Consider the following 26716-nt stretch of genomic DNA (forward strand, 5'->3'; position numbering starts at 1 on the left):
TCTTGGAGCGCCAAAGATAAGAGAAAAGCCTTATAAGAGCAAATTAATTGTGTCAAATATTGCTAAGGAGTTGATTTTAAGGCTGAAATTCTATGTTTAACTTTTTGGAAGGGTTTGCTTTTGCATAAGTGAGGATCAAATTAAGGATATAATCGTTAGAAGGATAGGGTTTGAGCGCTGATTTTAGCAGTTCCATGTCCGTTACATCGCTATATTGAGAAACATAACCCATCCCGTAAAACTGACCTTTCTCAATCCACAGGCAACTCTGTTCATCTTCGGTTCTTCCCTGGTCGATCAAAGCGAATGATGGCAATAAGGTTTCCAATTGCTTGATCGCATATTTTACCCTTACGTTATAAGCGGCTGCAGATTCTTCTCCCACGCAAGCGCCGCTGCAGGAGCCCATTTCGTGATGGGTGCAGGCCATTCTCCTGGTTTGAATATTACAAAGCTTTTCACACAGGATATGTTCTTTAATCAGCATTCGCAACAACTGGTGGCCATCAGCAAGGCTATTGAAACTAAAGAGTGAGGGAACCAGCTTTTTGTATTTATCGATGACCAGTCTAATATATCCCTGCTGGTCAGTATAAGAAACAAGTGCATATTTCTGTTCGAAACGTTTCATTGCCCGGTTATTGGTGGGCCAAAGTCTTTTGATTTCTGTGGCTTCTAAAATGAAAGCCATTAATTCTGTTCCGCAAACTTCAAAATCAATATGATAAATGCTCCTTAAAAACTCTTGCCGCTGGGGGCCAGTATTGTTTCCGCTGAAATGCGAACAAACTCTCTTTTGCAGGTTTTTAGCTTTGCCAATATAGATTACTCCACCTTTATGGTCTTTAAAATAGTAAACCCCTGGTTTTTGAGGGATTTGATCAATCACCGCTCTGGAAAGGTTAGGCGGAAGAACTTGTTCTTTAGAACTCCGGTTGAGCGACTGGTTAATATGTCCTTCGCTATCTGATTCAAGTAAAAGGCCAAGTAAAACAGCTGTCGCCATTGCATCACCACTGGCGCGGTGCCTATTGTGAATGCTGATGTTTAAAGAAGTGCAGAGTTTTCCTAAGCTGTAGGAGGCAAAACCAGGGAATATCTTTCTGCTGAGTCTTACGGTGCAGAGCTTTTTACACTGTAAGTCATAGCCAGCCAAAGCCAGGTTGTGCTTTACAAAAGAATAATCAAAGTTGACATTATGAGCCACAAATATTTTGTCACGGAGCATTTCATATACACGCTCTGCAATAGCCTCAAACTTTGGCGCATCCTCCACCATCTCATTGCTGATACCAGTTAAGGCTTCTATATAGGGGGGGATATAACTCTGCGGATTGACCAGGCTGTCGAACTGATCAATCACAGTAGTTCCATCATGAATTTGTATCGAAATTTCAGTTATACCATTCCCTGAGGCAAATCCCCCAGTGGTTTCTATATCTACAACAGCAAAATGCATGAGGATGAAGTGTTAAATCTCCTGCAAAGATACTAACATATTTAGTAAAACAATTCCTAATTTTTTGCAGTTGTTTCAATTTTAATAGGATTCGACAACATTTTATGAATCGGGCACTTGTCAGCAATCAGCATCAACCTTGTTTTTTCTTCCTCGGTTAAGTCGCCCGTCAACGTGATGTTCCTGGTAATTTTGGTGCTTTTGTCCATCTGATCTTCAGGGGAAATGGCTAGTTCAATTTTAATATACTCCAACTTATATTTCTTTCTATCTGCATACATCCTCATGGTAATAGCAGTGCAGCTTCCCAGACTTGCTAATAGTAAGGCAGCGGGCGACATGCCTTCATCAGTACCACCAAGTGTCGCTGGCTCATCTGCATAAATGAAATGTCCGCCTGCATAAACTTTTGTTTTATAATTTGACTGGTCTAATTCTGTAATTGCTGTAATTTGTTGTTCGCTCATTGGAATTTAATGATAAGGGTAGATAAATCTCACGAATCTCTTTTAAAGGAATCCATTATTGTATTAAACTCGCTGAATATAGGGTTTATTAACATTTGATTTGTTAATAATTTGTTAATAATTACACAACCAGAAAAGGTGTTTTAGTAAACTATTTATACTGAACTTTGTTACGTACTAAAGCCAAATATAAGTATGTTAAGTAATTATCTAAATTTCGATTTTGATGTTAAAGGTAAGCACGTCAAAGGGTTTTGTATGAGAATCCAGGATGATTTTCATGAAACCTATGCTGTTATTGTGGAAGGATGTCATTCTTTCTGCGTATGGCTGGATTCAAATTCTACCTGGAGAACATCCAAATATACCAACATTGAACCAAGTGTGTTGGAGAATATTTTAAGAAGACTTTCTTCCAATCAACCGGTTTAATTTCCGTCTCCTCACAAGAAAGGTGTGAACTTTCCAATATTTTGGAAACAATTAATTATGTTGTTATTTTTTTTGAATTTCCTGTTATTATTTTTAGTAAATTAAGGTAAACTTAAATTCTATTAAGATGAACAGAAAATTTACTCTTTTTTGTTCCTGCTTATTGTTTTGTTTCTTCAGTAGTTTTGCTCAAAATGTAATTAAGGGCAGAATTAGTGATGCAAACGATGGTTCAGGAATTCCAGGAGCCAGCATCCTCATCAAAGGCACCACTTCTGGAACATCAACAAATAACGACGGAATTTATACTTTAACAGTGCCTACTGGTGGCGCTACCCTGGTGATTTCAGCCCTGGGTTTTACTACAAAGGAAATTCCAATTAATAACCGCACAACCGTTGACGTGGAACTGCAGTCTACTACACAGAGTCTTTCGGAAGTGACTGTGGTTGGTGCCTTTGGCATCACCCGGGAAAAGAGATCCCTGGGGTATTCTACACAGGTGGTCCAGTCGGAGGAACTTAATGAAAACAGACAAACCAATGTGGTCAATGCTTTACAGGGAAAAGTTGCCGGCGTTACCATTTCAAGTAGCGGTGGTGCACCGGGACAAGGCGCATCCATTCAAATCAGGGGCATAAACTCCTTGGATCCTAACCGCAGTAATGAACCGCTATTTGTAATTGATGGTGTCATTATTGACAATTCTACATCCACTGTTGGTGACCAGGCAGATCTGCGAGGCATGTCTAACCGCAGTGCGGATATCAATCCTCAGGATATAGAAACCATCAACGTCTTAAAGGGGGGAGCTGCTACGGCCTTGTATGGTTTAAGGGGCTCAAACGGTGTTGTGGTCATTACCACAAAATCAGGTCAGGCGGGTGCCACGAGAATTAATGTTTCTACCACTACCGGAATTGATGTGGTCAATAGGTTCCCTGCTGTGCAACAAGTTTATACGCAGGGTTTCGGGGGTATTTATGACCCTGCGAATTTCTTCCCAAGGTGGGGACCTACGGTTGCTGAAGCTAAAGCAGTTGATCCTACCCATCCTGATCAATTGTTTGATACTTTTGATGAAGCATATGATACAGGCTGGCAGTCTAAAAACACCTTGAGTATTTCCGGTGGATCGGAAAAGATAGTGTATACCAGTTCTTTCTCCTATTTTAAACAGGATGGTACCATACCATATACTGATTACCAGAACATCAGTGGAAAACTGAGCGGTAATATCAAGTTCAGCGAAAAATTTCAGGCCGGTGCCAGTGTCAATTATATCAATTCAGGTGGCGACAGGTATAATGCCGACCGGTACAATGAAAACATAAGTTATTGGTCGCCCAGGTGGAGCATTAAAGATTTTTTAACGCCTCAAGGCACCATGAACTCATATGGTAATGATAATCCGCTGTACGGTCCTTATACTAATAAATTTGAAGATAATGTGAACCGGGTGATTGGTAATATCAATTTTAATTACCACCCAACATCATGGCTGAATTTTACTTATCGGGCAGGTGTGGATGCCTATACCGATAAAAGGGAACGCACAGCTCCTGGTCCGCAGGGTTTCCCCGGCGAACGTGTATTTACTGACAATGGCGGTGGTTTTATCTATAATTATAATACCAATAGCCGGATCATTACTTCTACATTTATTGCTACGGCTAACAGAAACATCACAGATGACATCAAAGCTACCCTGAGGGTGGGACATGATATTTCCGACAGCAAATCAAGCACCGTAAGTGTTACCGGTGACACACTTGCGGTTTACAATAACTTTAATATTTCTAATGCCCGAAATGTAAGGGGAAGTAACAATAGAATTGATTACCGGTTAATGGGGGTGTTTGGTGAGCTCTCATTTGACTATAAGAATTATTTGTTCTTGACCTTAACGGGTAGAAATGACTGGACTTCATCGCTCTTGAAACCAAATAATTCGTTCTTTTACCCTTCTGCCAGTGTTTCTTACGTGTTTTCCGATCATTTAAAATTACCGGAGGTGATTAGTTTCGCCAAATTCAGGTTTTCTTATGCGCAGGTGGGAAAAGATGCCCTTCCATATTCTTATTCCACCGGTTTTGTGAATTACCAAAGTCTTGGAAGTGGTTTTACGGGTTACATGAAAGGTGCCTTGCTAGGAGACCCCGATTTAAAACCTGAGTTTACTGATACTTATGATGGTGGTTTTGAGTTGCAGTTTTTCAAAAACAGGTTAGGTTTAGATATTTCTTATTATTATTCTGAATCGAAAGACCAGATCATTGCTGCTGATATCTCTTCTGCCACAGGTTATGTAAGGGCCGCAGTAAATGCGGGAAGTATGCGTAATAAAGGAATCGAATTGGCAATTAGTGGTACGCCTATAAAAACGGATGCCATTACCTGGGATGTAGGGCTTACCTTTTCTGCCAACAGAAATAAAATCCTTGATCTGGCTGAAGGTCTTGAAGAGATCATCCTGGCTTCTCAGTTCGGTTATTCCGGCTCTACGGTTACTTCTAAGCTAATTGAGGGCAATGCCTACGGTGATCTATTCGGTACCGGCTATGCACGATATAATAGCAATTACGATGGTTACTTGATTGATAACAACGATCCATGGTTGATTGGTGAAAATGGTTTCCCGGTTAAAAGAACGAATCTGCTGATTGCTAATTCTCAACCTAAATGGATAGGTGGCCTCACGACGACCTTGCGTTATAAGGATTTCACTTTAAATGCTTTATTCGATACCCGGCAGGGACAATATAAATACAATCAGCTGGATAACTTTTTCGCCGCTTTTGGTATTGCTAAATATACCCTTGACAGGAATGACACCAAAGTTTTCAATGGTGTACTGGCTGATGGTTCTCCGAATACAAAAGCGGTATGGCTGGGCCAGGGTGTTGGACCCGATGGTGTTGATTATGGCGATGGCTATTATAGAAATGGTACTTATGGCTATCGTGGTTTTTCTGAAAACTTTGTGCAGGATGCCTCCTGGTTCAGGTTGAGATCGCTAAGTATTACTTATAACCTGCCCGCAAAATTACTTACCCCCTTGTTCGTTAAAAATGCCAGCGTCAGTCTAACCGGTAACAACTTATGGTTGCACACCAATTATAAGGGTTTTGATCCCGAAACCAGTTTCTTTAACAGCGGCAGTAACGTTACAGGTTTCTCTGGGTTTTCCTACCCTGCAACAAGAAGTTTTCTGTTTACGCTAAATGTTGGATTTTAATCATACACTCATGAAAAGTTCAAATATATATATAGCGGTAATCACCACCGCGGTTTTATTGTTCTCTTTTTCAAGTTGTAAAAAGTATATAGATGTGGGTGAAAATCCGAATCAAATTATTGACCCTCCGATTAACTCTTTATTAACCACGGTAACTGCCAAGGCAGGTAATAATACTTTCACTGTGGCAGAAATCACCTCTTTTTTTACCCAGCACCTCGCAAGTCCTACCGTGAGCGGCAGTTCGGATACCTACCAGCTTACTGATTATACCGAGGTCTGGGACTCCTTGTATTATACCATGGGAGATATCAATGAGATGAAGAAAAAGGCGATAGCGGAAGGGGGCACTGAACATATCGGTGTCAGTAATCTCTTAATGGCATATCACCTTGATATCGTGATTGATTTGTGGGGTCATGGCCCTTATTCGGAAGCTTTTAATGAAGAAATATTCACCCCGAGGTATGATGATCCTGAAGCTTTATATATTTCCACATTAACGCTGGTAAACGAAGGATTGGCTGAACTTGGTAAACCTACGGATTCCACTAGGGTAGGCTTAGGTTCAGCTGATGTGATTTATAATGGGGACAAGAGCAGGTGGATTAAATTTGGAAATTTGTTAAAGGCAAGACTTTTAAATAAGATCTCCAAAAAAGCAAGTTATGACCCTGCTGCGGTTTTGGCCGCTGTCTCTTTATCTTTTACGGGGAATGCTGATAATGCCAGGATGGGGAACTATGCCGATAATAACCCCTGGGCTAATATTGCGTCAGATAATGCGAACCTATTTTTGGGCGGCTGGTTGTCGGAGCAGTTTGTTGATGCCATGAACGGTAAAACTTACGGGGTGGTAGACCCAAGGATTACCAGAATTACTGATCCTACTGTCACCGGAACCTATGTCGGTACACCGAATGGCGTAGGTAACGTGGGCCCGGCTTCTAACACCGTTAAAGATGAGGTTTATATCAGCTTAAACTCTCCGTTAACTGGCAGAGCTTCGCCAATTTATATTGCTACTTATGCAGAACTTAAGTTCATTGAAGCTGAAGCGGCATTCAGGTTGGAAGGTGCAGGTTCGGCAAGAGCCTATCAGGCGTATTTAGAAGGGATCAGGGCCAACATGGATCTATTGGGTGTAAATGCTGCTGATCAGGCAACATACCTGGCCAGTCCCGCTGTAGCGGCCTCAGCTGCTACCTTAAATCTGGATCTTATCTTTAAAGAAAAATACATCGCCACTTACCTGAGTCCTGAGGCCTGGGTTGATGCCAGAAGATATGATTATCAGTATAAAGATTTTACGCTGCCAGCTAATGCCGCGATACCTGAGTTCATCAGAAGGGTGGACTATGTGGATGCGGAAAAGAGTGAAAACGGAAGCAATGTACCCCAGATTACCTCCCTGGCCGACCGGTTATGGTGGGATACCCCTTAAATTAGCCGAAGAATAGATAACAAAGAGAAATGGCAGTGATAATGCCAACTAAATCTGCCAGCAACATGGCTCCAACAGTATAACGGGTATTTTTAACACTTACTGCGCCAAAATAAACGGCTATCACATAAAAAGTGGTGTCACTGGAGCCTTGTAAAATACTGGATAAGCGCCCCGCAAAAGAATCGGCGCCATGGGTCGTCATGGTATCAATCATCATGCCCCTGGCGCCACCACCGCTTAACGGCTTGATCAGTGCCGTGGGTATGCCATCTATAAATCTTGAATCTGCTCCAAACAAAGTGCAGACATATTTTAAGCCGTTAATAACCAGGTCAAATGTGCCGCTGGTACGCAATAAACTTATAGCAATCAGCATACCTACTAAATAAGGAATAATACGGACAGCTGTGTCAAAACCACCTTTTGCCCCGTCAATGAAAGCATCAAAGACATCAATGTTTTTATAAACGGCGCCTAAAATGATCAGGAAAAAGATCAGCAATAAGAGTCCATTGCTTAAAATTCCAGAAAATGTTTGTAATTCTCCGGTGTTTAAACTGGTCAGGTATAAAACCAGCAAGGCGATAATAGCTGAAATTCCTAATACCCAGATGAGGATCACAGGTTGAAAGACATTGATTTTTTGTTTAAAAGAAACAATCATCATGGCTGCAATGGTAGCCATAAAAGTGGCAATCATGCAGGGTATAAAAATATCTGTGGGGTTGGCCGAATTCAGCGAGGCCCTGATGGCAATGATGCTTACAGGAATGAGGGTTAAGCCTGATGCGTGCAAACAAAGAAACATAATTTGTGCATTGGATGCGGTTTCTTTGTTGGGATTCAATTCCTGGAGGCTCTCCATGGCCTTTAAGCCAAACGGGGTAGCTGCATTGTCCAGACCGAGTAAGTTAGCGGAGAAGTTCATCACCATATGGCCGGTTGCAGGATGGCCTTTTGGAACATCCGGAAATAGTTTGGCGAAGAAAGGCCCTATAATTTTCGATAACAACCTGATGCCGCCGGCTTTTTCCGCAATGCTCATAAAGCCCATAAACAAGGCCATGATCCCGATCAATTTCAAGCAGATGTTCACCGCAGTCCAGCAGGTTTCTATAATTCCGTCAACACCTAGTGGGTTTCCGGGGTCACTTGCTTTTCCGATGACCATCCAGTTGAAAATTTCCGATTGTCCGAGGAAAAAGCATTTAAAGCAGGCGACTACGATTGCTACGATAATAAAGGCTGACCATATTCTGCTTAATGCCATGTATGTTTTTTGTTATAGGGGGGCTAATTTATACTTTTGATTGTAGAAATCCGTTTTTGAAAGCTAAAATTATTTCACTGCCTGCTTTCAGCCTAAAATCGGCAGGTTTATAAATTTCTATTTGTCCTTCTATCTCAAGGGTTTGTCCTTCGTAAACATGATAGGCACCTAATCGGTTAAGGTCACCGATATCTTTAATAATGTAGCATTTTTCAGTGGCATCACCACCGTCAAGTGCTTCTTCTTCATAACTGATCCCAATACTCAGCGGCGTTTGCTGGTGTACAAGATCTTTAATCAGGATATGGAAGATTTCCTTGTTGTTTTTCGGGATTGCATGGTAATGTGCCAGATCCTGAAGGGTGTATGCTTTGGTGCTGATGGAATGTAAACCACTCAAAATAGAAAGGAAGAAGTACTTTCTGATTTCTTGTTTTTCTTCATCCCCCTGTAATCCACCTGCTTCAATTAAGATAGTAGATGTCCCTGCAGCCTGGAAGTTATCTCCAAATGCACGCGGCTCATATTCATCATCAAATAAACCGATCTGATGAGGTAAAAAGTGGCTTACTGTCTGGTGCATATCAGCAATCACAAGCATCGCCTTTTTTCGCACTTCATTGACATTTACGGCTTCATCAAAAGCGGGCGCCAGGTAAGAGAGGCTGGCAGGGCTACCTGTATTCTTTACACTCCATAGGGTGGACTGATCATGCAGGTTAAAGCCAAAGTCAGGGGATAGGCTAGCGCGGATTGATTTCAATAGGCTTGCCTCCGGGGTTACGGTTTGATGGAAATCCCTGTTGATATCGATCTGCTGTGCGTTTCTACGGCTGAACTTTTCTGCGCCATCCGGATTAACCATGGGCATAAAATAGAGCGTGCATTGTGTGGCAAGCAGCGTGCCCAGCTGTGCATGATTTTCGTCCTGCAGGAAATTGAAGAGATCAAACAGGGCCATGGTGCCTGTAGCTTCATCACCGTGCATCTGGCTCCATAAAAAAACCTTTGTTTTGCCTTTACCCCATTTAATCAAATGAATCTCCCGGCCATGGTATGATTTTCCAACCGGTGTTCGCTCAAAGTCTGCCGGAAGCTTTTGCAGCAGGTCAATCATCGCATGGTGTTTCAAAAAGCGGCTGTTGAAAGCCGCTTCTCTAAATCTGTGGTATTCTTTTATATAAATTTCTGCTTGCATTTAAATTCTATTTCTCCTGTATTTAAGGCTTTTCATTGGTCAGTTCAAAGCCCCAGTTCCTGCCTTTTTCCGTGGCAGGAACGCCACTTACCATCCATACCGGTGCTTTTGCGCCTTTCAGGTAATGATCAAAAAACTGCTGTTCCCTGATTTGTATATCTTTTCTGTTTTGGCGTTGGATCAGGTTATGTGCTTCATTGTTGTAATTTAATAGCCAGGATGGCTTTCCAAGGCGCTTTAATCCTGTGAACAATTCAATGCCCTGATACCATGGCACTGCGCCATCCGCATCGTTATGCATAATCACCAGTGGCGTATTTACCTTTGGTAAATAAAATAAGGGCGAATTTTCAATATACAGTTCCGGTTTTTCCCATAAGGTAGCACCAATGCGGCTTTGTGTTTTTTCGTATTGGAATTGTCTGTTCATGCCGGTTTCCCAACGGATGCCGCCATAAGCTGAAGTCATATTGGCAACCGGTGCACCCGCCCAGGCTGCAGCATACATGTCAGTTTGTGTGATCAGATAAGCCACCTGGTAACCACCCCAGCTTTGTCCCTGGATACCTATTTTGCTGCCGTCAACCCAATTGTTTTTCTTTAAACTTTCTACACCTGAATTGATGAATTCCATGGCCGACTTACCAGGATAGCCCTTTTCATAACTGATGTCCGGTGCAAATACCAGGTATCCGTTACTCACAAAAAAAGAAATGTTTAACCGCGATGGGGTTGGTGCTGGGGCGATATAGTTATACAAACCATCTGATAGCTTTTCATAGAAATACACAATCATCGGATATTTCTTGTTGGGATCAAAGTTCTCAGGTTTGTATAAAATGCCTTCCGACTTAAAGCCTTTTGGCGTCGTCCATTTTACCAGTTCCGCAGTTCCCCAATTGTAGTTTTGCTGCTGCGGATTGGTTAAACTTAATTTAACTTCTGCTTTAAAATCTGTGGAAGCATAAACATCCGGCGATTTGGTGTAATTTCCTTTATCGTACAAATAGCGGTCTGCATCCTTTGCTTTCACCAAAATACCAAACTTAAAGGGCGCCATGATCAGCTGTTCCGGGTTTTTATTGTCGCCCAGGTTTTTTCGGAAATAGCCATTTTCCTTGGTGCTGTTATTGAAGGCTGTTAAAATCAGGACTTCTTTTTTAGGAAGGTAACGCTGCTCAGGATCCAGGCTTCTGTAACGGAAAGTAATGTTGTTCGCCCTGCCAAAACCATTGGTTATAATTTTAGCAGGAGATTTACCATCGGGAGAAAAGGACCAGATATCATAACGATCGTAAATCAGGACCGCTTTATCATCTTCTGTCCAGGTAGCCATCCCGTAGGAAGATGGATCTGCCGGTACATCATTGTCTTCTTCAGCAAACTTTACGTTAAGTTCTTTATTTAAGGCAGTTACTTTACCCGTTTCTGTCGCATAAGTATGCCAGATTGCTGATTTTTTATCATAATATAAGATATAGTTTCCGGCAGGGGAAGCCGTGGCATAGCCATTTAAGCTTTCAATGATCTTCCTTCTCTGGCCGGTTTTAACATTCACAAGGTAATAATCACGGCTTGGTGATCCACTCCATTGTATGGCGATCCTGTTGCCATAATCTGTTGATGCTAAAACATAGTCTGAATTACCTTCATTAAGGAGGCTGGCATCAGGAAGCTTAACATCTGTTAAAGGCACAATTTTAGGATCGACATTGAAGATGTCGATCATCGTTAAATAGCTTTTTTTATTTTCGTTGTCTGCATTTTTTAATTGCATAGGCTGCAGGTAGTCATCTTTATAGCCCCAGATGTCTAGTTTGGCATGTTCAAATTCCACCAGTGTAGTATCCTTCACTTTCTTTTCAGGCGCGATACCAAAGAATAACTTGTCGCCATCTTTGTTGAAGCTAAGTTTTCCATCGCCGCTCAGTGCCCATTTTTCTGGCATGCCGGGGAAATCTTTTTCTACCAATACCTGGGCTGTATCCAGGCTCAGCGAATTATAATAGATCTTATAGTCTTTTATTTCTTCTTTCTCCGGACTGCTTTCTCCTAAGAAGGCCAGGTGTTCACCTTCTTCATCAAAGATGAAGCTTTTATAATTTCCCTTTTTAGAGACCAGGGTTTTTAAGGTTCCCTTTTCGGTGTGGAAGAGAAATACGCCTACTGGCGCGCTTTTATCGGTTGTTGATCCTGAACAGGCGATAACTAATTGCTGCCCGTTTTTGCTGAAACTATAGGCCGTTACGGATTTAAACCGACGTTCGATACCAGTAGTCAAGTTTTTGAAAACCAAGTCTGTGCCTTCCTCCGTGCCTTTCTTGTCGCTAACTGCCTGCTTTGCTTTTTTTGCGGTATCCACAGGTTTTTCCAACTGATAGGCAATGTAGTCGTTTCCTTGTTCAGGGATTTTAAAAGATTTCACGCTGGCCACTTTATTGATGGCTAACGTTCCCAGGTTCAATATGCCCAAACTATCTTTGGTCATCTCTTCGGGTTTTTTCTTTTTTATTTTTGCTAAACGGGTATCCTTGTATAAGGGCTTGATTAAAAAGGCTGCGTATTTCGAGGTGGTGCTAAAATTAACTTGTTCAGCCCTGGGTATTTCTTTCTTGATGTTATTGATCAGGTGGTTAAAGTGAAGTTTTCCATCACCCTCTTGTTTTGAAATTGTAAATGCAGCCCACTGGCCATTGTTTGATAACATTTTTGTGCCTATACTTTCCCAGTTATCATAAACACTGTGATCCAGTGGTTTTTTCTGTGCATAACTTAGGCTCGAAATCAGAAGTAAGAAGAGGAGTAGCGTTGGTTTCATCATAAGGTCAGGTTTATAAATGTAGTTGGCTAAAAATACAATTATTAAGGCATTTTAAAAATGAGAAAAGGTGCCTTGTGGGGCACCTTTTCCTAATTATTTTTGAGAAATTTATTTCTTCTTTTTATCCTGAATTTTAGCCTGTTGTTGCTGACGCATATAATCGTCTAAACGGGTCTGGAACTTAGATTTTTTCTTTTCTTCTTTAGGTTTAACTTTGTTTTCCCTTAAAGTAGCATGAATCTTTTCGTCATTTACCATTTTCTTAATTAAGAACTGCTGGCCAAAAGTAAGCATGTTGGCAAGGAAATAATAATAGTTCAAACCTGCAGGGAAATCATTCAGTACGCCAAGGAAGATGATAGGCATAATGTAACCAATGTATTTCATTTGTCCGGTAGCCCCTGAGATCTGGTTGTTATAATAAGTATAGATCAAGGTGGATATCGTCATCAGGATACACATCAAACTTAAGTGATCACCGATAAAAGGAATGGTAAAACCGAACCTGATAAAATCATCGTAAGTAGAAAGATCTTTCATCCATAGGAATGTTTGTCCTCTTAATTCAAACAGATTGGGGAAGAAGAAGAAGAAAGCCATTACAATTGGTAACTGTAACAACATCGGTAAACAGCCTCCCAGCGGGTTCACGCCAACTTGTTTATATAATTTTAAGTATTCCTGTTGAAGCAGGGTAGGGTTATCATCGCCAACTTTAGCTTTAATCTCATCCATTTCAGGCTTTAAAATTCTCATTTTAGCCATCGAGATGTATGATTTATAAGTCAATGGTGAAAGAACCACCTTTAATAGAACGGTTAATACAAGAATGATTAAACCATAGTTCCATCCAAAACCTTCAAGAAAGTTGAAGACAGGAAGCACTACAAATCTGTTGATGTATTTTAAAGGCCAATAGCCCATCTCAACTAATTTCTCTATTTCATGACCTTGTTTTTTCAGTTCCGAAAACTTATTGTTACCGAAATAAAACTTCATGGAATAGTTTTGTGACGCCAGCTGGTTAAACTTCAACTGCATGTTTGCGCCGTTCCATTTTATTTTTCCTGAATCCGTGCTTACTTTAACTTCAAGGTCGCCTTTTTCAAAGCCATCTTTTGGAATCAGAACACTAGAGTAAAAATGCTGCTTGAAAGCAATCCACTCAATTTTACCTTCGTTCAGTTCTTTTTTAACATCTTCATCTACACCCAGGTGATCAGGCGTTTCTACAGCATATTTGTAATATGGCGCAGAATAACGTTGTTCAATCTTTACAGATTTTTCCTGTTGCAATATAGTGGCTTCCCAGTTCAGGGTAATATTATTGTTTTGAATGACCTGATTTAAACCATTCAGGTTAATATTAAAATCAACGTTATTACTATTTGGAAGTAAATTATAGAGGAATTCAATGTATTTGCCTTCACCATAAGTTGCACGCATGGCTACCGCATTACCCGATGGCTGTGCTGCACTGAAATAAAGTTCATTAGTGCTCACTAATTTACCGCCTATATTTAGGTTTAAACCAAATTTATTCTGGTCACCCTGAAATAAGATCACAGGTTTTCCTAAATAGGTTTTTTCGTCTTTAACTTCTACGGATAGAATTTTACCACCTTTGTTAGTGAATGTAATTTTTAGTTTTTCATTCTCTAATACACTGGTTGTTTCTTTGCCTGTGATATTGGCACCAAAGGGACCTTTTAGTGCTGCTGAATCAAGGACCGGGGTAGTTGGAGCTGCTGTGGTTGCTGTGGTTGCTATTTCTGCAGGTTTAACTCCTGCCTTTTTGGTCGAATCAAGAGCAATTCTCTCTTGCTCTTTCTTTATTTCCGCTTCACTCGGCTTAAAAAAGTAAAAAGAACCCGCTAAAACGATCATGATCAGGAACAACCCTGTAAATGTATTTCTATCCATTATTCTTGTTTAAAACGCTTATTTGTTTGTTTTTTCTTCGCATACTCCATCGCAGCGGCGACAAATTTAACAAAAAGTGGGTGAGGATTTGCAACTGTTGATTTTAATTCCGGATGAAATTGTGCGCCGACAAAAAATGAGTGGTTTTTAAGCTCGATAATTTCAACTAATTTACTGTCCGGATTGATTCCCGATGCGATCATTCCTGCATCTTCATATTGCTTTAAATAATCACTATTGAATTCGTAACGATGTCTGTGTCTTTCCGTGATATGGCTTTTTCCATAAGCACTGAAAGCTTTTGTGCCTTTCTTAAGGTCACATGGGTAAGAACCCAAACGCATGGTGCCACCTTTGTTTGTTATCTTTTTCTGATCTTCCATCATATTAATGACCGCAAAATCAGTATTTGCATCAATTTCGGTTGTATTGGCCCCATTTAAACCTAATACATTCCTGCCGAATTCAATCACGGCACACTGCATGCCCAGGCAAATACCAAAGAAAGGAATATCCATTTCTCTTACATATTTGATGGCATCAATTTTACCTTCAATTCCGCGGCTTCCAAATCCAGGAGCAACCAGAACGGCGTCCAGATGACCAAGTTTTTCTTTGACATTATCCGGGTAAAGGCCCTCTGAGTGAATAAACTCTAACCTTACTTTGCATTCATTTTTAGCACCGGCATGTATAAATGATTCTATAATAGATTTGTAGGCATCAGGAAGTTCTACATATTTACCAACCAGACCGATTTTTACATCTGAAGTCGGATTTTTTAAACGGCCAAGGAAATCTTTCCAGCTATCCATGTTTGGCTCATTCTTAGAAGGTAACTTTAACTTGCTGAGTACAGTTTTATCTAATTGTTCCTTCATCATCAACAAGGGCACACTATAGATCGATGAGGCATCAATAGATTCCACTACCGCGTTGATATTCACATTACAAAACAAGGCTATCTTTTTACGGATGTCAAGGGAAAGGTGATGTTCAGACCGGCAAACCAGAATATCAGGTTGAATACCATATTCCAATAACATTTTTACCGAGTGCTGTGTAGGTTTGGTTTTTAGCTCTCCAGCTGCAGCTAAGAAAGGAATCAAGGTAAGGTGAATAACAATAGCGTTATTGGCACCTTCTTCCCATTTAAACTGACGAACCGCTTCAATAAATGGCAGAGATTCAATATCACCTACAGTACCACCAAGTTCAGTGATGACGATATCATAATCACCGCTTTCACCAAGAATGCGCATGTTGCGTTTAATCTCATCAGTAATATGCGGGACAACCTGCACCGTTTTACCTAAATACTCGCCCTGGCGTTCTTTATTGATTACGTTTTGGTAAATTCTACCGGTGGTAATATTATTCGCCTGTGAAGTAGGAACGTTTAGAAAACGCTCATAGTGACCTAAATCTAAATCTGTTTCGGCGCCGTCTTCAGTCACATAGCATTCACCATGCTCATATGGGTTAAGAGTTCCCGGATCAATATTGATATAAGGGTCAAATTTCTGGATAGTTACCCGGTAGCCTCTTGCTTGTAAAAGCTTGGCCAATGAAGCGGAGATGATGCCCTTTCCTAAAGAGGAAGTAACACCGCCCGTAACAAAAATATACTTAGTCATGATTGTGAGTTTGTGTAACAGGCACGTTTTTATGGCCTGTTTTATCTTTTTTTGTACGGGATACAAAGTTAACAAATAAAAGGATACTCGCCTTCTCTTTTTAAAATATAAAGTCCTGCAAGCCTACCATACCTGACTATCAGGCAAAAAAAAGGCCTGGAATAATCCAGGCGCTATTTGTAATTATATTTGGTTAGAATATGCGGTTTTGGGTTGCTTTCTTTTTAATTATTTGTTTCTATAATGTTAAGAAGATAATTTGACATTCCAATAACAATTGCGATTTAAATTATTAAGTGGTTGTAAATCAGGTGATTTATTTTGCTTCTGTAGGTTAACAACACTTATAATAGACTTTCACTTTCTTTTCTTGTTCAGACCAGGCAATATATATATTTGTTTCTTTACTTACCCTGTACTTAAAACCATTCAAATTACTTTGTTGTAATTCCTGGAAAAAAGTTTTATCAGTAGCATATTTGTCAGGTGTTTGCTCCGCGGTAAGGGCAGGCCATAAAAAGTTTTCCTCATCGAAAAATAAATTAAACTCATCCATGATGAAATCACGCTGGCTGTTCTCTTTGCTCAGGTCCAGTGTCTCCTTATAATTGTCTATTAAATCGCGGCCTTTTAATTCTTTCTTATAGATCTCCTTGCCATCAAAAGCTGTAATGCTAAAAGTAAGCAGCATGTCTTTTGGTCTCTTCCCCTGCAAAACAACCTTAAAGGTGTCCATTTTAGCTGTGTCACTAAAAGATTGTATCGTGGTTTTTAAGTCTGCTGGAGGTTTACTGCTGTTTTTTTCAGAAGGGTTGGTACATGCGGATAATAAGAAGGTAAATGCAAATAAGGTAAGTAGAATATATTTCATAGGCTATAAATAAGCCCTAAGATAATAATTTAAATTAAATGAGTTTATCCAAATCATCCGGCGTATCAATAGCCAAAGTTTCCAGGGTAGTGATTTTAGTTTTGATTTTATACCCGTTTTCCAGCCAGCGTAATTGCTCTAGATTTTCTGCAAGCTCTAAAATAGAAGGGGGGAGTTTAGTGATGGCCAGGAGCGCCTCACTGCTATAACCATAAATACCGATGTGTTTATAGAACTGGTGTGCAGTAAGCCAGTCTTTTTGTGTGGTATTCCTTAAATAGGGAATGGTTTGGCGACTGAAATATATGGCTTCCTCAAAAGCATTCAATACTACTTTTGGAATATTGGTATTAAATAGTTCTTCCTCCGTGGTGATGCCTTTAATCAAAGTTGCCAGTTGCACCGAGCCATCAAGAAAACACCCTGCAAGCAGGTCAATTTGTTCAGGATCAATAAAAGGCTCATCTCCCTGGATATTGATGATGGTATCAAAATGCGGAAGTTTAGTGATCACTTCTGCACAACGGTCTGTTCCGCTCTGGTGGTTACTGTGTGTGAGCACAAACTTGCCACCAAAACTTTTCACCTCCTCCACAATTCGCAAGTCGTCGGTAGCCACTACCACTTCATCTAGTGATTTTGATTTAGTGGCCTGTTCGTAAACCCTTCTGATCATGCTTTTCCCTGCAATTTTCACCAAAGGTTTACCAGGAAAGCGTGTAGAAGCGTAACGGGAAGGAATGATGCCTAAAGTCTTCATGAGATAGATTATTGTGTTTTTGTTTTAGAAAAGACCGTGAATTTCTGCTTCAATAGACTGTATAATGGTGCCCAAATCTTCTGGATTATTAGCAAAGTCCAGTTTGTCTTTATCGAGAATCAGTAATTTGCCTAACTTATAACCTTTTATCCATTCTTCGTATTTGTCATTTAACTTAGACAGATAATCAATGCGGATGCCTGCTTCATATTCTCTTCCCCGGCGTTGGATATTGTTCACCAGGGTAGGCACGGATGCCCTGAGGTAAACCAACAGGTCAGGCGGTTTGATGAAAGAGGTGATGTTATCAAAAATGGCTCTGTAGTTCTCATGGTCCCTTGAGGTCATTAATCCCATGTCATGCAGGTTTTCTGCAAAGATATGGGCGTCTTCGTAAATGGTACGATCCTGGATTACATTGCGCTGAAGCTTTTCTATTTCTACGATCTGCTGGAAGCGACTATTTAAAAAATAGATCTGCAGGTTAAAGCTCCATCTTTTCATGTCACCATAAAAATCTTCCAGGTAAGGGTTATTATCCACAGCTTCATATAAAGCTTCCCAACCATAATTTTTCGCTAATAAACCTGTTAAAGTAGTTTTTCCTGCGCCGATATTCCCAACTATTGCTATATGCATCTTTTATTTAAAATGGTTTAAAACCAATTAATTCCCTAACTTCTCTAATGGTTTTTTGCGCACTTGCCCTTGCTTTTTCAGCACCATTACGGGCTACTTTTCTCAGGTAATCTGTATCGTTTGATATACCTTCAATTCGTTCCAGGATCGGGGCGTTTGCAACAATCATATCCTCGGCAAGTTGTTTTTTGAAATCTCCGTAGCGAATGGCCATTTTATTATACAAGCCATCAAAATGCGCCAATGTGTCTGCACTGGAAACAATTTTCATCAGGTCGAACAAATTTTGAATGGCTTCTGGCTTTTCCTGGTTCTCTGCAGTGGGTCCCGCGTCCGTCACTGCTCTTGAAACTTTTTTACGGATCACAGCTGGGGTGTCTGACAAATAAATGCAGTTGGCATCACCTTCTGATTTGCCCATTTTTCCTTTTCCATCCAGGCCTGGTACTTTTACCAGTTTATCAGAATAGCTGAAGGCATGGGCTTCCGGAAAGTAATCCTTTTCATACAGCCTGTTGAAGCGGTTGCCAAATGTACGGGTCATCTCCAGGTGCTGCTCCTGATCCTTGCCCACTGGGACTTTTGTAGCGTGGTGGATCAAAATGTCTGCTGCCATTAAAGTAGGGTAGGTTAATAAACCTGCATTTACATTATCCGGGTGTGCGCGTATTTTATCTTTGAAAGAAGCGCTTCGTTCCAGTTCACCCAGGTAAGCATTCATGTTTAAGTAAAGATAGAGTTCAGCCACTTCGGGTACGTCAGATTGTACATATAAGGTGGCTGCTTCAGGATCTATACCACAGGCCAGGTATTCAACCATCACGTGTTTTACGTAACCATTTAAATCCTGTGGCGTAGGATGGGTAGTAAGAGAGTGCAAATCAGCGATAAAAAAGTAGCAATTGTATTCATGCTGCATTTTTACAAAATTACTGACCGCACCGAAATAATTCCCCAGGTGTAACTTCCCCGTTGGACGAATGCCACTAACAACCGTTTCTTTCATATGGCCGAAATTAATAAAAAATTAAATTGGAATGGCAATTTAATAGGCATCTGCCATTTTTTAGTATTTTTGAGAGGAATGAATAAACGCATCAGACATATACACCGCACTTACGTCATTCTTGTTATCGTTTCTTTCTTCCTTCTTTTTTATCCTTTTTATTACTTCGCGGCGAGCAGTCCAAGGTGGTATCGTTTGTTGAATAAATTGCGCATGCTGAATAGTTTATGCTGCAGTTTTTTTTGCGGTATATATTTCAGAATGACTTATGAGGATACGCTGGAGCATGATCAAACTTATATCTATTGCGCCAACCACAGTTCTAATCTGGATATCATGATCTTTTGCCTGTTGGCAAAAGGGAACTTCCATTTTATGGGTAAAGAAGAACTGCTTAAAAATCCGGTATTGAAGCTTTTTTTTAATACCATAGACATTCCTGTAAACAGAAACCATCGTATATCGGCTTACCGTGCGTTTAAAAAAGCCGCCCACAACCTCGAGAAGGGCAGGAGCCTGATCATTTTCCCTGAGGGCGGCATAGAAGGGGAGGATTATCCGCCACGGTTGGTGCCCTTCAAAAACGGTCCCTTTCGACTTGCCATAGATAAAAAAGTCAGCGTGGTGCCGGTTACCATGTGCGATGTATGGAAAAAGATGTGGGATGATGGCAATAGGTATGGAAGTAGTCCGGGGATTTGCGATATTTACATTCACAAACCTATTTCAACAACAGAAATGACCCCAGAGGATACAGAATTTTTAAAGGAAAGGGTGTTTAATTTAATAAACAGTAAATTTGTGACAGAATGAACATAGATAAGAAAACCATACATAAAGTTGCAGATCTTGCGCGCATAGACGTAAAGGAAGAACAGGTGGATAACCTGATCTTGGAGATGAGTAAAATCCTTACCTTTATGGAGAAGCTGAATGAATTGGACACTCAGCATGTGGAACCTTTGGTTTACCTCAACACTGAAGTTAACGTATTCCGCGATGACGTAGTCAAACAAGAGATTACTGTTGAGGAGGGGTTAAGCAATGCCGCAAAACACAATGAGGAATTTTTCATGGTACCAAAAATCATAGAAAAATAATCACTTGTAACATTATGCCATTAACTGTTGTCTAAAAAGGAAAAACCAATGGAAAAACCATTAATTCAAATTAAAGATATTGGCCGGAAATATGTCATTGGAACAGAGGTAATCCATGCTTTAAAATCTGTGACGCTAAATATTGAAAAAGGTGAATTCGTAGCTTTAATGGGGCCTTCCGGTTCTGGTAAATCTACTTTAATGAACATTTTGGGATGTTTGGATACACCAACTAAAGGGACTTATGTCCTTAATGGAATTGATGTGAGTCGGATGTCAGACAATGACCTGGCTGAAGTCCGAAATAAAGAAATCGGTTTCGTTTTCCAGACTTTTAACCTATTGCCAAGATCAACTTCATTAGACAACGTGGCGCTTCCATTAATTTATGCCGGCGTAAGCAAGGCTGACCGAGATAGAAGAGCACATGAAGCATTAGAGAATGTAGGGTTAGGGAACAGGGTCACACATAAACCCAACGAACTTTCCGGCGGACAGCGCCAGCGTGTGGCTGTTGCCCGTGCTTTGATTAATAATCCTTCTATCATTCTTGCAGATGAACCCACAGGTAACCTTGATACTAAAACATCGATTGAGATCATGGGCCTGCTCGAAGAAATTCACCGTAAAGGAAACACCATCATTTTAGTTACCCACGAAGAGGATATTGCACAGCATGCGCACCGGATTGTAAGGATGAGAGATGGGCTGATTGAAAATGATTACCTCAATAATGATGTTAAAACAGTGTCCCCCCGCTTAAGTGTATTGCAGGAAAAAGGAGACGATTTCGAAACCATTGGTTAATTCAGCTTATCAATAATGAAGATTTATACTAAAACCGGTGATAAGGGACTCACCTCGCTTATTGGCGGTACCCGTGTGCCTAAATTTCACATCAGAATTGAATGTTACGGAACTGTAGATGAACTTAATTCCTACATAGGGCTAATTCGCTGCCAGGATATTCCTTCCCATGAGCAGGAGCTACTGAAAGAAATCCAGGACAGGCTTTTCACCATTGGCGCTTCACTGGCCGCTGATCCTGAAAAGTCAAGAATGAAAATCCCCGATTTACATGAGGCAGACATTATCCTGCTGGAGCGGGAAATGGATGCCATGAATGAAGTGCTGCCCGAACTCAAGCATTTTATTTTGCCAGGGGGAAATACAGTGGTATCTTATTGCCACCTAGCCAGATGCATTTGCAGGCGTGCTGAACGACTTACCTTCCAGTTGGCTGCGGAAAGTTTTGTTGACGAAAAAATGACTATTTATTTGAATAGATTAAGCGATTATTTGTTTGTTTTGGCGAGAAAGCTGAATTCGGATGCTAAAACCGAAGAAAACGTCTGGATTCCGCGAATTCAATAAATTAAAAAAAATTTTGTTTTCATCAGCTTTTTTAATATACTTTTGCGGAAATAATAAGGATTAAAATAACGATAAAGATATGTATTGGACATTAGAACTCGCATCGCATTTGGAAGACGCTCCATGGCCTGCAACAAAGGATGAATTAATTGATTACGGCATTAGATCAGGTGCACCTGTAGAGGTGATTGAGAATTTGCAAGCTTTAGAAGATGACGGTGAGCCATATGAAACAATTGAAGAAATATGGCCTGATTATCCAACTAAAGATGATTTCTTCTTTAATGAAGATGAATACTAAATAGCCCATTTTAAGCCCCAACATTGGGGCTTTTTAATTTTTTGGAACGATGATTGTTTATGTAATGTCAGGAAAGTAAATAATACTTGCCTGAGACATTTAATTAACATTAGAAACTAAAATTAAAAATTATGGGAAATTTACTTTATTTGGTAGCCGTGGTATTGGTAATACTGTGGATTATTGGCTTTTTCTTCCAGGGATTTGGTGATGTAGGTGGTATAATTCATATTTTACTGGTAATTGCAATTATTGCCATTATCTTAAAAGTGATTAATCGCGCTACTTAATAATATTAAGGCTCCTGATATCAGGAGCCTTTTTTTTGTCTGATCAGGCCTGCCAAAGCCAAATCCACAAGATAGGTGATCTTCAAGTTCTCACGCTCCCCTTCAATGATATTTATTTCATAACCTGCATGCTCCACGACCGAGGCATCATCCGTAAAACCATTCCGGAAAGGCTGCAAATACGCCTTTTTAAGCTGTATAGATTGAAAAGTCTGCGGTGTCTGTATCAAGTGGACCATATCTCTGTTTAAAGCCTTATTCCTATCGTACTCCGTGATCCTGATCGAATCCGTTGGATGAACAGCAGCAACTGCATTCCCTTTTTCTTCGGCAACAAGAAACGATTTTTCTATTAAAGAAGTGGAAACAAGCGGCCTTACGGCATCATGTACAGCAACAATGCCTTGGCCTTTAATCAGCTTTAATGCATTTTTAACAGAATGGTATCTTTCCTGACCACCTTTGACAACTTCATGGGGGACACTGAAGTTATATTTAGTACATAATTCTTCCCAATGCTGCTGCTGGTGTATATTTAAAACTAACAATATTTGTGGTTTCAGTATACAATCGTCAAACGCTTTCATGGTGTGCATGAGTATGGGCAGGCCATCCAGGAGCAAAAATTGCTTTGCTTCTGCCGTCTGCATCCTGCTGCCAGATCCCCCGGCAACAATAATAGCGTAATATTTCTTCATGTAATTTCTGCCTGAACGGATTAAATGATATGATCTGGAATGGTATTGATACAAAAATAGGAGACCTCAGCCAAAGCTTAAAATCTCCTATCCTAATTTCTTAAACGCTTACCGGTTAGTTAGATAATCAACATGGCATCACCGTAGCTGTAAAAGCGATATTTTTCTTTTAACGCTACTTCATAAGCATTTCTAACATAGTCATAACCACCAAATGCGCTAACCATCATCAATAAAGTAGATTCAGGCGTATGGAAATTGGTAATCATGGAATTGGCAATGCTAAACTCATAAGGAGGGAAAATGAATTTGCTGGTCCAGTCGTTAGCCGGTTTCAATAATCTACCTGATGATACAGCAGATTCAATGGCACGCATGGATGTTGTTCCGACTGCACATATCTTTCTTTTGTCTTCAAGCGCTTTATTTACCATCGCAGCAGCTTTTGCCTCAATAATGAACTGTTCTGAGTCCATCTTGTGTTTAGTTAAGTCTTCAACTTCCACAGCTCTGAAGGTGCCTAAACCAACATGCAAGGTAACTTCAGCAAAATTAATTCCTTTAAGCTCCAGTCTTTTCATCAACTCGCGACTAAAGTGTAAGCCCGCGGTAGGCGCTGCAACAGCTCCTTCATGTTTTGCGAAAATCGTTTGGTAGCGCTCTTTATCTAAAGCAGTAGCCTTACGCTTGATATATTTTGGAAGTGGTGTTTCACCTAATATTTCTATGTTCTTTCTGAATTCTTCATCTGTTCCATCAAATAAGAAGCGGATGGTCCGTCCCCTGGAAGTCGTATTGTCTACCACCTCAGCCACCAATAGGTCATCCTCACCGAAGTATAACTTATTACCGACACGAATTTTACGAGCAGGATCCACAAGAACATCCCATAAACGTAACTCTTTATTCAACTCGCGCAACAGAAAAACTTCAATAGTAGCACCGGTTTTTTCTTTATTTCCATATAAACGGGCAGGAAAAACCTTGGTATTGTTTAAGATCATTACATCCTGATCATCAAAATAGCTTAAAACATCTTTAAATATTTTATGCTCAATTTTGCCGCTATCTTTGTGTAAAACCATTAGACGGGCTTCATCACGCTGGTCTGATGGCGTATTGGCAATTAATGACTCAGGTAAATTAAATTTAAATTGAGATAACTTCATGTTTTTCGATGTAATAATTAAGGGCGCAAATTTACGAATAAATTTGCTAATTTATAAATTATCATTTTTACTGCTAAAATGATGCCCGAACAGTAATATTTTTCACAATATACCTTATAAGCTGTAACCTTTTTAAGTAGTTTTGGTCTAAACAGTAATTATGATGATCTTTAGACTTATAGCCGAAAGTTTTTGGTTCGCTTTCGATGCCCTTCGCCAGAATAAGCTCCGCACAATGCTCTCTTTACTGGGCATCACCATTGGTATTTTTACCATAATTTCTGTTTTTTCGGCTGTTGATACCTTAAGAAATAAACTCCAGTCCAGTGTAGATAAACTGGGTTCGAATACTATTTTTGTTCAGAAATGGCCATGGGTATTCAGTGACAACTTCCCATGGTGGAGGTATGTCAACCGTCCTCAGCCAAGTGAAAAGGATTTTAGAGCATTACAAGATCGCATGGAGAACGTACAGGGGATTTCTTTTGAGGCTTCTGCGAGCAACCGCATTATCAAATACAGGAGCAATTCTGTGGAGAATGTAGGGATCAATGCGGCGTCTCAGGATTATAATAAAACCTGGAACCTTGATTTTAGTGAAGGCCGATACTTCACCGAAAGTGAAGGGAGGTCTGGTGCACCCCTGGTCATCCTGGGGGCAGATATTGCTGAAGGCCTTTTCGGGACTGCGCCTGCCCTGGGCAAACAAGTGAAAGTGATGGGCAGAAGGCTTTCTGTAGTCGGTGTGTTTAAAAAAGAAGGGGAGGACATGCTGGGTATGTCCCAGGATAAAAATGTCCTGATCCCTATAAACTTAGCTAAAAGTCTTTTCGATATAGAGAATGAAAATTACGGCCCCTCAATAACAGTCAGGGGACGGGAAAACGTTAGCCTGGAAGAGGTGGAAAGTGAATTGCAGGGTTTAATGCGTTCCATCCATCGTTTAAAACCGGGTGTTGAAGACGATTTTTCCCTCAATAAAGCCACATTGCTCTCTAACCAATTAGACCTCATGTTCAATATGGTAAATATTGCCGGATGGGTGATCGGTGGTTTCTCTATTTTGGTGGGTGGTTTCGGTATCGCCAATATCATGTTTGTTTCGGTAAAAGAGCGAACTAATATTATAGGGATCCAGAAGTCCCTGGGTGCAAAAAATTATTTTATACTCTTACAGTTTATGTTTGAGGCTATTGCCCTTTGCCTGCTTGGTGGTGCCCTGGGCTTATTTTTAGTATATATGATTACAGTGGTATTTACCTATGCCATGGATGTCGAAATCATCCTTGACATGAAAAATATCGTAACAGGGATCAGTATCTCTGTAATTATTGGCGCAATCTCCGGATTCTGGCCTGCTTTTTCAGCTTCCAGATTAGATCCCGTAGAAGCGATCAGGTCTTAAACTTAGAATAGCTTCCTTACTTTTATAAACAATAGCATATGTTGAAAACGATTTTGATTACCCTTTTAAGTGTGATTATATATACGCACGTCCATGCCCAGGCTCCTGCTGCTGCGCCGCTAAAGCTTGCCATTGCAGGGTTAAGTCATGGCCATGTGGATTGGGCATTTAATCGTGAGGGGAAAAAGGACATCCAATTGGTGGGTATCTACGAACCTAACCAGGAATTGGCAGAACGTTATGCTAAACGTTATCAACTTCCTTCCACTTTGTTTTTTACCGATTTAAACAAAATGCTTGCCCAGGTAAAGCCTGAAGCAGTTTCTGCCTTCGGCGCAATCAGTGAGCATATCACTATTATAAGAGCCTGTGCACCACGCCGCATTCACGTGATGGTAGAAAAACCATTGGCAGTTTCCCTTAAAGAGGCACAGGAAATTAATACATTGTCCAAGAAATATGGTATCCATGTATTAACAAATTTCGAAACTTCCTGGTATGCCAGTAACCAATACCTTAACCAGCTGATTAAAGACGGTAAGATTGGGAAAATCAGAAAAGTGATGGTGAATGATGGTCACGAGGGCCCGGCAGAAATTGGCGTCAGCAAAGAGTTCCTGGAAATACTGACCGATCCCCGCAAAAACGGGGCGGGGGCATTATATGACTTTGGTTGCTATGGTGCTAATTTGATGACCTGGTTAATGAAGGGAGAACGGCCACTTTCAGTGACTGCGGTGACGCAGCAGAATAAACCACATATTTACAAGGATGTAGATGATGAGGCTTCCATTATCCTCCAGTATCCGACTGCACAGTGTATCATTCAAGCTTCCTGGAACTGGACATTTGCCCGTAAGGACATGGCGGTGTACGGCGATAAAGGATATGCCATTGCTGTTGATGCTACTCATGTCACTGAACGTTTAAATGGCAAATCACCTGAAAAATCCATTGAACTTGAACCCCGTCCTGCGCCTCATACCGATCCTTTTTCCGTACTCGCGATGGTGATGAGGGGACAATTAAAACTTGATGAAAATGACCTTTATGGTTTACCTTTAAATGTAACGGTAGTAGAAATCCTTGAAGCAGCAAAGGAATCTGCAACATCCAATAAAACAGTTTTTCTTAATTAAGTAGCCCGAGATTTCTTCAAGCATCATCCTTTGTTTTAATTCAAATGCTGAACGAAATCCAGGCAAAAAAAA

Annotated in this window: 24 protein-coding genes; 11 read left to right on the forward strand and 13 right to left on the reverse strand. The window is 40.5% G+C overall.

Going from position 1 to position 26716, the window contains the following annotated elements; translation table 11 throughout:
• Positions 1–76 precede the first annotated feature (76 nt).
• Both WG905_RS14070 and WG905_RS14075 read right to left on the reverse strand, forming a co-directional pair.
• Positions 77–1459 carry an exonuclease domain-containing protein gene (locus WG905_RS14070; RefSeq protein WP_339592368.1) on the reverse strand — a complete coding sequence of 461 codons (1383 nt, stop codon included), beginning with the start codon at positions 1457–1459 and terminating at the stop codon, positions 77–79.
• A 56-nt stretch (positions 1460–1515) separates the two neighbouring features.
• Entirely contained in the window at positions 1516–1926 is a 411-nt protein-coding gene (locus tag WG905_RS14075; protein WP_339592369.1) for an OsmC family protein, read from the reverse strand.
• 258 nt (positions 1927–2184) lie between these two features.
• Here WG905_RS14075 and WG905_RS14080 point away from each other — a divergent pair, with 258 nt between their 5' ends.
• From WG905_RS14080 to WG905_RS14090, 3 genes are all read left to right on the forward strand, one after another.
• On the forward strand, positions 2185–2358 hold the full coding sequence (locus tag WG905_RS14080; RefSeq protein WP_339592370.1) for a hypothetical protein: 174 nt from the start codon (positions 2185–2187) through the stop codon (positions 2356–2358).
• Positions 2359–2485: 127 nt separating this feature from the next.
• Entirely contained in the window at positions 2486–5596 is a 3111-nt protein-coding gene (locus tag WG905_RS14085) for a SusC/RagA family TonB-linked outer membrane protein (protein ID WP_339592371.1), read from the forward strand.
• Between the two features lie 10 nt (positions 5597–5606).
• On the forward strand, positions 5607–7040 hold the full coding sequence (locus WG905_RS14090) for a SusD/RagB family nutrient-binding outer membrane lipoprotein (protein WP_339592372.1): 1434 nt from the start codon (positions 5607–5609) through the stop codon (positions 7038–7040).
• A gap of 1 nt (position 7041) precedes the next feature.
• On the opposite strand, the gene WG905_RS14095 is transcribed toward WG905_RS14090, so the two are convergent.
• From WG905_RS14095 to trpS, 9 genes are all read right to left on the reverse strand, one after another.
• Positions 7042–8313: a nucleoside recognition domain-containing protein gene (locus WG905_RS14095; RefSeq protein ID WP_339592373.1), complete on the reverse strand. Its 1272-nt coding sequence runs from the start codon at positions 8311–8313 to the stop codon at positions 7042–7044.
• Positions 8314–8341: 28 nt separating this feature from the next.
• A complete protein-coding gene (locus WG905_RS14100) occupies positions 8342–9511 on the reverse strand; it encodes a M14 family zinc carboxypeptidase (protein ID WP_339592374.1) in 1170 nt (389 codons plus the stop codon).
• A 22-nt stretch (positions 9512–9533) separates the two neighbouring features.
• The gene (locus tag WG905_RS14105; protein WP_339592375.1) at positions 9534–12332 is read right to left on the reverse strand and encodes a S9 family peptidase; all 2799 of its coding nucleotides are present in this window, start codon (positions 12330–12332) and stop codon (positions 9534–9536) included.
• Positions 12333–12440: 108 nt separating this feature from the next.
• Positions 12441–14255 (reverse strand): membrane protein insertase YidC, encoded by a 1815-nt coding sequence (gene yidC, locus WG905_RS14110; RefSeq protein WP_339592376.1) that lies wholly within the window; start codon positions 14253–14255, stop codon positions 12441–12443.
• Positions 14255–15892 carry a CTP synthase gene (gene pyrG / locus WG905_RS14115; RefSeq protein ID WP_339592377.1) on the reverse strand — a complete coding sequence of 546 codons (1638 nt, stop codon included), beginning with the start codon at positions 15890–15892 and terminating at the stop codon, positions 14255–14257. The genes yidC and pyrG overlap by 1 nt, the downstream gene beginning before the upstream one ends.
• Positions 15893–16226: 334 nt before the next feature.
• Positions 16227–16763 carry a hypothetical protein gene (locus tag WG905_RS14120; RefSeq protein ID WP_339592378.1) on the reverse strand — a complete coding sequence of 179 codons (537 nt, stop codon included), beginning with the start codon at positions 16761–16763 and terminating at the stop codon, positions 16227–16229.
• 34 nt (positions 16764–16797) lie between these two features.
• Positions 16798–17523, reverse strand: a complete 726-nt coding sequence (kdsB, locus tag WG905_RS14125; protein WP_339592379.1) for a 3-deoxy-manno-octulosonate cytidylyltransferase — start codon at positions 17521–17523, stop codon at positions 16798–16800.
• Positions 17524–17547: 24 nt separating this feature from the next.
• Complete coding sequence (locus WG905_RS14130; RefSeq protein WP_339592380.1) at positions 17548–18162, reverse strand: deoxynucleoside kinase; 615 nt, start codon at positions 18160–18162, stop codon at positions 17548–17550.
• 7 nt (positions 18163–18169) lie between these two features.
• On the reverse strand, positions 18170–19168 hold the full coding sequence (trpS, locus tag WG905_RS14135; protein ID WP_339592381.1) for a tryptophan--tRNA ligase: 999 nt from the start codon (positions 19166–19168) through the stop codon (positions 18170–18172).
• On the opposite strand from trpS, the gene WG905_RS14140 reads away from it, so the two are divergent.
• The 6 genes from WG905_RS14140 to WG905_RS14165 all read left to right on the forward strand — a co-directional run bounded on the left by WG905_RS14140 (position 19169) and on the right by WG905_RS14165 (position 22233).
• Entirely contained in the window at positions 19169–19981 is an 813-nt protein-coding gene (locus WG905_RS14140) for a lysophospholipid acyltransferase family protein (RefSeq protein WP_339592382.1), read from the forward strand. It begins immediately after the preceding gene.
• Entirely contained in the window at positions 19978–20268 is a 291-nt protein-coding gene (gene gatC / locus WG905_RS14145; protein ID WP_339592383.1) for an Asp-tRNA(Asn)/Glu-tRNA(Gln) amidotransferase subunit GatC, read from the forward strand. Before WG905_RS14140 ends, gatC begins: the two co-directional genes overlap by 4 nt.
• Positions 20269–20316: 48 nt before the next feature.
• Positions 20317–21075, forward strand: coding sequence for an ABC transporter ATP-binding protein (locus tag WG905_RS14150; RefSeq protein ID WP_339592384.1), 759 nt, complete (start codon positions 20317–20319; stop codon positions 21073–21075).
• A gap of 15 nt (positions 21076–21090) precedes the next feature.
• Positions 21091–21642, forward strand: coding sequence for a cob(I)yrinic acid a,c-diamide adenosyltransferase (locus tag WG905_RS14155; protein WP_339592385.1), 552 nt, complete (start codon positions 21091–21093; stop codon positions 21640–21642).
• 79 nt (positions 21643–21721) lie between these two features.
• Positions 21722–21943: a DUF2795 domain-containing protein gene (locus WG905_RS14160; RefSeq protein WP_008240955.1), complete on the forward strand. Its 222-nt coding sequence runs from the start codon at positions 21722–21724 to the stop codon at positions 21941–21943.
• A gap of 131 nt (positions 21944–22074) precedes the next feature.
• Entirely contained in the window at positions 22075–22233 is a 159-nt protein-coding gene (locus tag WG905_RS14165; protein WP_339592386.1) for a lmo0937 family membrane protein, read from the forward strand.
• Positions 22234–22253: 20 nt separating this feature from the next.
• On the opposite strand, the gene WG905_RS14170 is transcribed toward WG905_RS14165, so the two are convergent.
• Both WG905_RS14170 and queA read right to left on the reverse strand, forming a co-directional pair.
• The gene (locus WG905_RS14170; RefSeq protein WP_339592387.1) at positions 22254–22931 is read right to left on the reverse strand and encodes a 2-C-methyl-D-erythritol 4-phosphate cytidylyltransferase; all 678 of its coding nucleotides are present in this window, start codon (positions 22929–22931) and stop codon (positions 22254–22256) included.
• A 119-nt stretch (positions 22932–23050) separates the two neighbouring features.
• Positions 23051–24100 carry a tRNA preQ1(34) S-adenosylmethionine ribosyltransferase-isomerase QueA gene (gene queA / locus WG905_RS14175; RefSeq protein WP_339592388.1) on the reverse strand — a complete coding sequence of 350 codons (1050 nt, stop codon included), beginning with the start codon at positions 24098–24100 and terminating at the stop codon, positions 23051–23053.
• 160 nt (positions 24101–24260) lie between these two features.
• Here queA and WG905_RS14180 point away from each other — a divergent pair, with 160 nt between their 5' ends.
• Both WG905_RS14180 and WG905_RS14185 read left to right on the forward strand, forming a co-directional pair.
• Complete coding sequence (locus WG905_RS14180; RefSeq protein ID WP_339592389.1) at positions 24261–25505, forward strand: ABC transporter permease; 1245 nt, start codon at positions 24261–24263, stop codon at positions 25503–25505.
• Positions 25506–25543: 38 nt separating this feature from the next.
• Entirely contained in the window at positions 25544–26644 is a 1101-nt protein-coding gene (locus WG905_RS14185) for a Gfo/Idh/MocA family protein (RefSeq protein ID WP_339592390.1), read from the forward strand.
• Positions 26645–26716 lie beyond the last annotated feature (72 nt).

The organism is Pedobacter immunditicola, assembly GCF_037482985.1.
Classification (GTDB): domain Bacteria; phylum Bacteroidota; class Bacteroidia; order Sphingobacteriales; family Sphingobacteriaceae; genus Pedobacter; species Pedobacter immunditicola.

What these genes read in the sequence shown, in the direction of transcription:
- WG905_RS14170 (WP_339592387.1), bottom strand. Translation starts at nt 22,931, where the DNA reads ATGAAGAAATATTACGCTATTATTGTTGCCGGGGGATCTGGCAGCAGG.
- WG905_RS14155 (WP_339592385.1), top strand. Translation starts at nt 21,091, where the DNA reads ATGAAGATTTATACTAAAACCGGTGATAAGGGACTCACCTCGCTTATT.
- WG905_RS14185 (WP_339592390.1), top strand. Translation starts at nt 25,544, where the DNA reads ATGTTGAAAACGATTTTGATTACCCTTTTAAGTGTGATTATATATACG.
- WG905_RS14080 (WP_339592370.1), top strand. Translation starts at nt 2,185, where the DNA reads ATGAGAATCCAGGATGATTTTCATGAAACCTATGCTGTTATTGTGGAA.
- WG905_RS14165 (WP_339592386.1), top strand. Translation starts at nt 22,075, where the DNA reads ATGGGAAATTTACTTTATTTGGTAGCCGTGGTATTGGTAATACTGTGG.
- gatC (WP_339592383.1), top strand. Translation starts at nt 19,978, where the DNA reads ATGAACATAGATAAGAAAACCATACATAAAGTTGCAGATCTTGCGCGC.
- WG905_RS14180 (WP_339592389.1), top strand. Translation starts at nt 24,261, where the DNA reads ATGATGATCTTTAGACTTATAGCCGAAAGTTTTTGGTTCGCTTTCGAT.
- yidC (WP_339592376.1), bottom strand. Translation starts at nt 14,255, where the DNA reads ATGGATAGAAATACATTTACAGGGTTGTTCCTGATCATGATCGTTTTA.
- WG905_RS14090 (WP_339592372.1), top strand. Translation starts at nt 5,607, where the DNA reads ATGAAAAGTTCAAATATATATATAGCGGTAATCACCACCGCGGTTTTA.
- WG905_RS14140 (WP_339592382.1), top strand. Translation starts at nt 19,169, where the DNA reads ATGGCCGAAATTAATAAAAAATTAAATTGGAATGGCAATTTAATAGGC.
- WG905_RS14130 (WP_339592380.1), bottom strand. Translation starts at nt 18,162, where the DNA reads ATGCATATAGCAATAGTTGGGAATATCGGCGCAGGAAAAACTACTTTA.
- WG905_RS14095 (WP_339592373.1), bottom strand. Translation starts at nt 8,313, where the DNA reads ATGGCATTAAGCAGAATATGGTCAGCCTTTATTATCGTAGCAATCGTA.
- WG905_RS14085 (WP_339592371.1), top strand. Translation starts at nt 2,486, where the DNA reads ATGAACAGAAAATTTACTCTTTTTTGTTCCTGCTTATTGTTTTGTTTC.
- pyrG (WP_339592377.1), bottom strand. Translation starts at nt 15,892, where the DNA reads ATGACTAAGTATATTTTTGTTACGGGCGGTGTTACTTCCTCTTTAGGA.
- trpS (WP_339592381.1), bottom strand. Translation starts at nt 19,168, where the DNA reads ATGAAAGAAACGGTTGTTAGTGGCATTCGTCCAACGGGGAAGTTACAC.
- WG905_RS14105 (WP_339592375.1), bottom strand. Translation starts at nt 12,332, where the DNA reads ATGATGAAACCAACGCTACTCCTCTTCTTACTTCTGATTTCGAGCCTA.
- WG905_RS14075 (WP_339592369.1), bottom strand. Translation starts at nt 1,926, where the DNA reads ATGAGCGAACAACAAATTACAGCAATTACAGAATTAGACCAGTCAAAT.
- WG905_RS14100 (WP_339592374.1), bottom strand. Translation starts at nt 9,511, where the DNA reads ATGCAAGCAGAAATTTATATAAAAGAATACCACAGATTTAGAGAAGCG.
- WG905_RS14070 (WP_339592368.1), bottom strand. Translation starts at nt 1,459, where the DNA reads ATGCATTTTGCTGTTGTAGATATAGAAACCACTGGGGGATTTGCCTCA.
- WG905_RS14120 (WP_339592378.1), bottom strand. Translation starts at nt 16,763, where the DNA reads ATGAAATATATTCTACTTACCTTATTTGCATTTACCTTCTTATTATCC.
- kdsB (WP_339592379.1), bottom strand. Translation starts at nt 17,523, where the DNA reads ATGAAGACTTTAGGCATCATTCCTTCCCGTTACGCTTCTACACGCTTT.
- WG905_RS14150 (WP_339592384.1), top strand. Translation starts at nt 20,317, where the DNA reads ATGGAAAAACCATTAATTCAAATTAAAGATATTGGCCGGAAATATGTC.
- WG905_RS14160 (WP_008240955.1), top strand. Translation starts at nt 21,722, where the DNA reads ATGTATTGGACATTAGAACTCGCATCGCATTTGGAAGACGCTCCATGG.
- queA (WP_339592388.1), bottom strand. Translation starts at nt 24,100, where the DNA reads ATGAAGTTATCTCAATTTAAATTTAATTTACCTGAGTCATTAATTGCC.